Origin of the sequence: Amycolatopsis sp. NPDC051106, assembly GCF_040682775.1 — a bacterium.
In the GTDB taxonomy this organism is placed as follows: domain Bacteria; phylum Actinomycetota; class Actinomycetes; order Mycobacteriales; family Pseudonocardiaceae; genus Amycolatopsis.
This window is the reverse complement of sequence record NZ_JBFBBQ010000029.1, coordinates 87763-94970: the sequence shown is the minus strand read 5'-3', so window position 1 is coordinate 94970 and position 7208 is coordinate 87763. Positions and strand designations below refer to the sequence as shown.

At 72.0% G+C, this 7208-nt stretch carries 7 protein-coding genes; all 7 read right to left on the bottom strand.

What is annotated here, in order from left to right:
- The coding region (locus AB0M83_RS22620) for a WXG100 family type VII secretion target (RefSeq protein ID WP_364519988.1) at positions 1-2482 on the bottom strand (2482 nt) is incomplete at its 3' end.
- Positions 2482-2799, bottom strand: a complete 318-nt coding sequence (locus AB0M83_RS22615) for a hypothetical protein (RefSeq protein WP_364519986.1) — start codon at positions 2797-2799, stop codon at positions 2482-2484. The genes AB0M83_RS22620 and AB0M83_RS22615, both read right to left, overlap by 1 nt.
- Position 2800: 1 nt before the next feature.
- Positions 2801-3058: an acyl carrier protein gene (locus AB0M83_RS22610; protein ID WP_364519984.1), complete on the bottom strand. Its 258-nt coding sequence runs from the start codon at positions 3056-3058 to the stop codon at positions 2801-2803.
- Positions 3051-4697, bottom strand: a complete 1647-nt coding sequence (locus AB0M83_RS22605) for a fatty acyl-AMP ligase (protein WP_364519982.1) — start codon at positions 4695-4697, stop codon at positions 3051-3053. Before AB0M83_RS22605 ends, AB0M83_RS22610 begins: the two co-directional genes overlap by 8 nt.
- Positions 4698-4707: 10 nt before the next feature.
- Entirely contained in the window at positions 4708-5310 is a 603-nt protein-coding gene (locus AB0M83_RS22600; RefSeq protein WP_364519980.1) for a cysteine hydrolase, read from the bottom strand.
- Complete coding sequence (locus tag AB0M83_RS22595) at positions 5303-6703, bottom strand: MFS transporter (RefSeq protein WP_364519978.1); 1401 nt, start codon at positions 6701-6703, stop codon at positions 5303-5305. Before AB0M83_RS22595 ends, AB0M83_RS22600 begins: the two co-directional genes overlap by 8 nt.
- The gene (locus AB0M83_RS22590) at positions 6700-7143 is read right to left on the bottom strand and encodes a MarR family transcriptional regulator (RefSeq protein ID WP_364519976.1); all 444 of its coding nucleotides are present in this window, start codon (positions 7141-7143) and stop codon (positions 6700-6702) included. Before AB0M83_RS22590 ends, AB0M83_RS22595 begins: the two co-directional genes overlap by 4 nt.
- Between the last annotated feature and the right edge of the window lie 65 nt (positions 7144-7208).

Sequence of the window (7208 nt, the reverse complement as noted above, 5' to 3'; positions counted from 1 at the left end):
TGTCGATGCCCAGCGGGTTGTCGGGCTTGCCGTCGCCGTCTTTGTCTTCGCCGAGCAGACTGTCGGGCTTGCCGTCGCCGTCCTTGTCGATGCCCAGCGGGTTGTCGGGCTTGCCGTCGCCGTCTTTGTCTTCGCCGAGCAGACTGTCGGGCTTGCCGTCGCCGTCCTTGTCGATGCCCGACGGGGTGTCCGGCTTGCCGTCGCCGTCCTTGTCGACACCCAAGGGGTTGTCCGGCTTGCCGTCGCCGTCCTTGTCAGCGCCGGGCTCGCCGGAGCCCGTGTCGCCGAGGCCCGCGCCGTCGCCGGAGTCCGTCTTGATGCCTTCGCCGCTGAACTCCTTCAGCGCGTCGGCTGCCTTCTGCTTCGCTTCTTCCGCGGCCTGCTCGGCCGCGGCCTTGCCGTCGTCGCCGGAGCCACCCGAGCCGGAACCCGAACCGCCACCCGAACCGGAGCCGCCGCCCAGACCGGACCCGGCCCCAGAGCCGGACCCGGAGCCGGAGCCGCCATCGAGGCCTTCGTCGCCGCCCAGGCCGCTGCCCCCGGAGCCCAAACCGGCGCCGCCGCCGGACTCGGTCTGGATGCCCGGGCCGCTGAACTGGCTCAACGCGTCCGCAGCCTTCTTCTTGGCCGCTTCGGCGGCCGCGGCCGCCTCCGCCTGGCCGGTGTCGGACGGCGACGGCACCGACGACGGCGAGGTGTCCTCAGAGCCGGAACCCGAACCGGAACCACCACCCGAGCCGAGGCCGGAGCCCGAACCGCCACCCGAGCCCGAACCTGAACCGCCTCCCGAGCCCAACCCGGAACCGCCGCCCTCACCGGAGGGCGTGGACAGGTCGGGGATCGACGGCATCGAGCCCCCACCGCCGGCCCCCGAGCCCGAGCCGGAACCGCTGCCCGAGCCGGACCCGCCGCCGGAGACGTCGGGGATCGAGGGCACCGGACCGCCACCGCCCCCGGAACCACTGCCCGAACCGCTCCCCGAACCACTGCCGGAGCCGCCGTCCGCGCCACTGGGCAGGTCGGTGCCCGGGCCCCCGGATCCCGCCCCACCACCGGGCACCCCGGAACCGGAGCTTCCGTCGGGAATCGACGGCACCGGGCCACCCGAACCCGAGCCGGAGCCCGACCCTGAGCCCGAGCCCGAACCACCGCTCCCCGAACCACCCGAGCCGGAACCCGAACCCGAGCCGGAACCACCGGCGCCCGAACCACTGCCCGAGCCACCCGAGCCACCCGAGCCCCCGGAACCACCGGGGCCACCGGGGCCACCGCCCGAGCCGCCGGCGGTGCCGGATCCGCCCGGCATGCTCACGCCCTCGAACTCGTTCTTGACCTTGCCCATGACCTTGTCGAGCGCGTCGTACGCCTGGTCGACGAGCTCCTTGGTGTCCTTGCAGGTCTTCTCGAAGCCCTTGTAGAGCCGGTCCCACATGTCGGGGTTGAACTGGTTCTGGATCCACTGCTTGGCCAGGTCCTGGCCGTGCTTCTTGATCTCGTCGCCGTCGCAGCAGCCCTGGTCGTTGAGGGTCTTGACCAGGTTGGTGCCGAAGTTGAGGTCCATCCAGCCCGCGATCTGGGCGAGGTCCTGCTCGTTTCCGTGCTCGCCGCTGGCGACCGCGATGACCTTCTGCGCCATCGTGTAGTCGGCCTTGCCGACCAGGTCGGTGTACATGCCGATGACGGCGTCGGCCTTGCCCTTGCACAGCTGGAACACCGTGGTCGCGGTGGTCAGTGTCGCTTCGCTCACGTCGCCGAGCGTCTGGGACAGCTTCGCGGCCTTCGGCTGGATCTTGTCGTTGTAGGTGTCGGACGCGGCGTCCGCACCGGCGCCGCTCCACGTCTGGTACAGGGTCCCAAGCTGGGAACCGGTGTCCTCCAGCGTGCGGTCGACGGTCTCGGAGCCGGTCTTGAAGTGCGCGGCGTCCTGGACGAAGTTCGCGAAGCTGATCCCGCGCTGCTCGTCGAACGGCGCGCGGATGTCCTTGTCGAGGTCGAGCGCGCGGGTGTTGCCGCGGCAGTCGGCCGGGACCTTGGCCAGCAGCGACCCGAAGGTCTCGAACAGCTTCAGCGCGGGCGCTGCGGCGTCGAAGATCTCGTCGGACGTCTTCGTGCCGGTGGCGTCACCGCCGTTTTCGCCGGCCGCGGGCGGCTTCGTGTCGTTCAGCTTGGTCTTGCCGTCGTCGACGGCCTTCTTTTCCTGGTCTTCGTTGTAGGAGTTCTGATCGCCGCTCGACTTGGCCTTGTCGTAGGCCTCGTCGACCGACTGCCCGGCGAAGAGCGGGTTGGCGTTGTAGGCGCCGGCGTACTTCTCGGCTTCCTGCCGCTTCTGCTTGATTTCGTCGGGTTCCTGGTCGGCCAGGAACGGCGGCGGGGGCGGGTTCTCCCGCAGCCAGCTGCTGATCAGCGCGCTCTTCTGAGCAGCGGGGACGCTCGGGTCGTCGAGGATCGCCTTGACGTCGGACCACTTCTTCTTGTCGGCCATCAGAGCGAGCCCCCGGCGTCCGTGATCGCGCCGGCTTGGTTGTCTTCGTTGGTGCCGTAGCTCGTCCCGGCGGTGCCGAGGTTGGTGCCGAAGGAGCCCAGCGTGGTGCTGTAGCCGGAGACCGCCGCCCACAGCGCCTGCGCGCCGGCGGTGTACTTCGCCGCGTGGGCGTTGTGCGCCCGGCCGAAGCCCTCCGCGGTCACCTGCGGGCTCTCCAGGTCCGGGTTGTCGTCCAGCAGGTGCTCCGCCAGGTCCCCGATGGTCTTGGACGCCGTCGACAACGCTTCCGTCGTCGCGGTGTACCCCCCGCCGCTCATTTCAGCGCCTCTCCTCAGATCCTGCAGTTCCCAGAGCTTCCGCGAGCACGTCCGCCACGGACCCGACGTCGGTGAACCGGTCGAGCTGGTCCAGGTCGATCGTCACGCCGTAATAGACCTCCAGCGCCGCGAGGAGCTTGATCCGGCCCTTCGAGTCGATGCCCAGCTCTTCCAGGGGAGCGTCGGGGTCGACGAGGGCCGGGTCGAGCCGGAAGGTCTCACTGACGACCTTCGTGACCTCGGCGCGGTGATCACCCACGGACGTCACCATAACGTGCCTTGGCCGCCGACCGGGCGACCTTGCCACTCGATGTGCGCGGAAGTCCGCCGGAAGGGACCAGATGTACCGCACGGAGGGTGAGATCGTGCTCGCGTGACACCGCGCGCAGCACCGCACGGGTCACCTCTTTGAGGTCCGCGTCGGCGTCGCGCACCCACTCCGCCACCACCATCGCGCCTTCGCCGTCCTCGTCGGCGACGCCGAACGCGGCGACGCGGTCGCGGCGGACCGCGGGGTGGGCCTCGCCCGCCGCCGCCTCGATGTCCTGGGGGTGGAAGTTGCGGCCGTCGACGACGATGAGGTCCTTGAGCCGGCCGGTGACGTACAGGTCGCCGCGGTGCACCACGCCGAGGTCGCCGGTGCGCAGCCAGCCGCCGAGCCCGTCCAGCGTGGCGTCGAACGCGGCCGCGTCGCCCCGGCCCCAGTAGCCGGTCGCGACGTTCGGGCCGTGGATCCAGATCTCGCCGACGGCGCCCTCGGGCTGCTCGTGTCCCTCATGGACGATCCGGACGAGCTGACCGACCGGACGGCCCACGGACACGAGCTCCGGTCCGTCGACGGTTTCGACGGCGTAGCCCTGCGCGAGCGCCTCGCGATCGAACTTCGCGCCGCGCGGCCCTTCTTCTCCCGCGCTCGCGACGTACACGGTGGCTTCGGCGAGCCCGTACGAAGGCCGGTACGCCTCGCGCCGGAAGCCGTGCGGCCCGAAGACCTCGAGGAAGCGTTCGACCGTGCGCGGGCGGACCGGCTCGGCGCCGTTGAGCGCGACCCGCACGTCCGAGAGGTCGAGGTCGTCGTCCCCGGGGCCGGCGTCGGCCGCGAGGTCGTAGGCGAAGTTCGGGGCCGCGGTGAACACCGCGGGGTAGTCCGCCAGCTGCCGCAGCCACCGCCGCGGCCGGTGCACGAACTCGGCCGGGGCCATGAACACGGCGCGGCCGCCGGCGAAGACCGGCAGGCACAGCAGCTGGATCAGGCCCATGTCGTGGAAGAACGGGATCCAGCCCGCGCAGGTCGTGCCTTCGTCGACGCCGTAGGCCCGGCTGCCCTGCCAGCACGCGGCGACGATGGCCCGGTGCGGGATCACCGCGCCGGCGGGCTCCCGCGTCGAACCGGACGTGTACTGCAGGTACGCCGGGCTTTCCGGCGCGACCGGCACCGAGTCGGCGCCCGGCCCGGTCAGCTCGTCCGCCACCAGAAGGTCGCCGGGCGCGCCGAACTCGCGGACCCGCGCCGCGGCGGCGGACGACGTCAGCCACACCCGCGCGCCGGAGTCGGCCAGGACCCCGGCGAGCCGGTCGGCCTGCGCGCGGTTCCCCGGCGCCATCAGCGGGACGGCGATCATGCCCGCCGCGAGGGCGCCGAAGAACGCGAGCGGGTAGGCGAGCTCCTGCCCCGCGAGCACGGCGACCCGCTCCCCCGGCTCCGCGACCCGGCGCAGCCCGCCCGCGACCACGCGGACCCGCGCGGCGAACTCCGCCCACGTCAGCGTGTGTTCGGCGTCGTGGGTGAAGTCCTGGTGGGTGAACAGCGGGCGCGTGTCGTCCGCGCGGGCGAACAGCCGGTCCACGATCGAGGCGCGCAGCACCTCGCCGGGCACGGTCTCGGGCGGGCGGGGCACGCAGCGCAACCTACTGGACGGCCCAGAGGTCACCGAGCCCGGCCACGTCCACGACGGTGCCGGTGCGAGGGAAGAGCGTGCCGGTCAGGAAGTCGTGCGTCGCCTGGTCGCGGTCGGCGCAGGCGTCGTGCAGGACGACGATCCGGTAGTCGCGGTCCATCGCTTCCCGGACGGTGCTCAGCACGACACCGCTGGTGCTGATGCCCGCGAGGACGAGTGTCGTGATCCCGCGCTTCTCCAGCTGCTGTTCGAGGTCTGTCGTCGTGAAGGCGCCGACGCGGATCTTGCGCACCTGGACGTCCTCGGGCCGTGGCGCGAGCCGGGCGTGGATCTGCGTCGCCGGCCCGTCCGCCCGCATCACGGCCCGGTGCTCCGCGGAAGCCGCGTACGGCGCGAACATGCTCGTCTCGGGGATCGCCTCGAACTCGGCGTCTTCGAATCCGACGCGCACCCAGCCGACGTGGGCGCCGCGTCGACGGACGTCGTCGACAACCGTGGTCACGCGGTCGAGGAGCGCCTCGCTGCCGGGCAGCTGCCCGACGATCCCCTCCTGGTAGTCCATCACGAGCAGGGCCGTGCGGTTCGGGTCGAGGGTGGTGGTCCGGTCAGGCATCGGTTTCGGCTTCCTCGGGTCGGGTGGTGCTGTGGTGCTTTCGGGACAGGGAACGGTCGAACACGGTGACGATCAGGAAGAGCACGCCGATGCCGAGCAGCAGTAGCGCGAGCTCGTGCAGGCCGCCGGTGTCGGCGGCGGATCCGTAGAGGGCGCCCTGCAGTGCGGAGGAGACGATCGCGCCGAGGTAGCCGAAGGTGCGCAGCAGCCCGGCCGACGCGGCGATGTCGTCGGGATTCGACTGGCGGTACACGGAGTTCTGCAGCGCGAGGCTGTTCAGCCCCTGCGGCACCCCAGCCACGAGCGCGACGACCACGAGCAGCCAGACGGCGGCCGACGAGTCCAGGGTCAGCAGCAGCGCGCACCCGGCGAGCTGCCCGAGCCCGGCGACGGCCAGCTTGCCGCGGACCGCTTCGCGACGCCCGGTGAGCAGCGACACGAGGATCGCGGTCGCGAACAGCGGCAGGGTGGCCAGGCCGGCTTCGCTCGCCGACAGGCCGCGGCCGTGCTCGAGCCATTGCGTGTAGCCGTAGAGGAAGCTGTACGCCACGACGTAGGCCAGCAGCGCGCGGCCGTAGGTGCGCAGCAGCGGGCCGTTGCGGCCGAGCAGCCGCAGGTCGATGAACGGGTGGGCGTGGGTCAGCTCGCGCACGGTGAAGCCCGCGGCGCTCGCGACAGCGATCGCGAGCAGGTACCAGTCCCCCGCACTCGGGTGCATCAGGAAGAGCAGCAGCGACACGAGCGTGCCGGCGAACAGCGTCATGCCCGGGAAGTCGAGGTCGAAGGAGCCCTTCGCCGCGGGCCGGGCCACCTTCGCGAACCGGCGGGCGCCGAGGACGAAGGCGGCCAGCGCGATGGGGATGTTGAGGGCGAAGGTCGTGCGCCAGCCGCCGACCCCGATGAGCAGGCCGCCCAGCGCCGGGCCGACCACGGAGATCGTCTGGGTGGAGATCGCCAGCACCGTGAGCACGGAGGCGGGACTGTCCCGGCCGGTGCGGTCGCTCTCGTCGCGGATCAGCCGCATCGCCGCGGGGTAGCCGGCGCACGTGCCGAACCCGAGGACGACCCGCGCGACGATCAGCCACGCCAGGTTCGGCGCGACGGTGCCGAGCACGCCCGCCAGCCCGACCAGGGCCGTCGCCGGGAGGAACACGCGCCGCGGGCCGTACCGGTCGATCAGCCGCCCGGCCACCGGCTGCCCGACCGCCGTGGCCAGGTACAGCGCGGAAATCAGCCACGCGGTCGCCGACGCCGGCTGCCCGAACGCGACGCCGATCGGCACCAGCGCGACCGCGATGATCGTCGAGTTGACCGGGTTGAGCACCGCGCCCGAGATCAGCGGGGCGAGCAGCTTGCGGTCGAACCCGTCGAGCGTCCGCTCCCGCGTCGTCATGGTTCGACGATGCGGCCGAGCAGGGCCAGCGCCTCGTTGACCACGGCCAGCTCGTCCTCGGTGAGCCGTTGCGCGAGAGTCCGGGCCAGCCACTCCTGACGCGAGGCCCGGGCCCCCTGGCCGTACGCGCGACCCTCGGGCGTGAAGTAGATCAGCTGGCGGCGGCCGTCTTCCGGGTCGTCCTCGCGGCGGACCAGGCCGAGCTTCTCCAGCGCGGCCACCGTCGCCGCCATCGACTGCGGGCGCACCCGCTCGGCGCCGGCCAGCACGCTCGCCGTGGCCGGCTCCATCTTCGCGAGCCGGGCGAGCGCCGAGGCCTGCGCGGAGGTCAGGTCGCCGACCTCCGTCGCGTCCATCATCTGCCGCCGCAGCCGGCCGACGAGCACGCGCAGCGTCTGCGCGGCCGCGACCGCCGGAGCGGGAACCGTCTTCGAGCCCATATCGACAGGGTAGCCTTATCAGTTGACCCTGTCGAATTTTCGGGACGGGCACGAGGAGTTCGAGT

Bases quoted from the DNA above. Each gene is read 5' to 3' on its own strand.
- AB0M83_RS22595 (WP_364519978.1), bottom strand. From the start codon at position 6,703: ATGACGACGCGGGAGCGGACGCTCGACGGGTTCGACCGCAAGCTGCTC.
- AB0M83_RS22615 (WP_364519986.1), bottom strand. From the start codon at position 2,799: ATGAGCGGCGGGGGGTACACCGCGACGACGGAAGCGTTGTCGACGGCG.
- AB0M83_RS22600 (WP_364519980.1), bottom strand. From the start codon at position 5,310: ATGCCTGACCGGACCACCACCCTCGACCCGAACCGCACGGCCCTGCTC.
- AB0M83_RS22590 (WP_364519976.1), bottom strand. From the start codon at position 7,143: ATGGGCTCGAAGACGGTTCCCGCTCCGGCGGTCGCGGCCGCGCAGACG.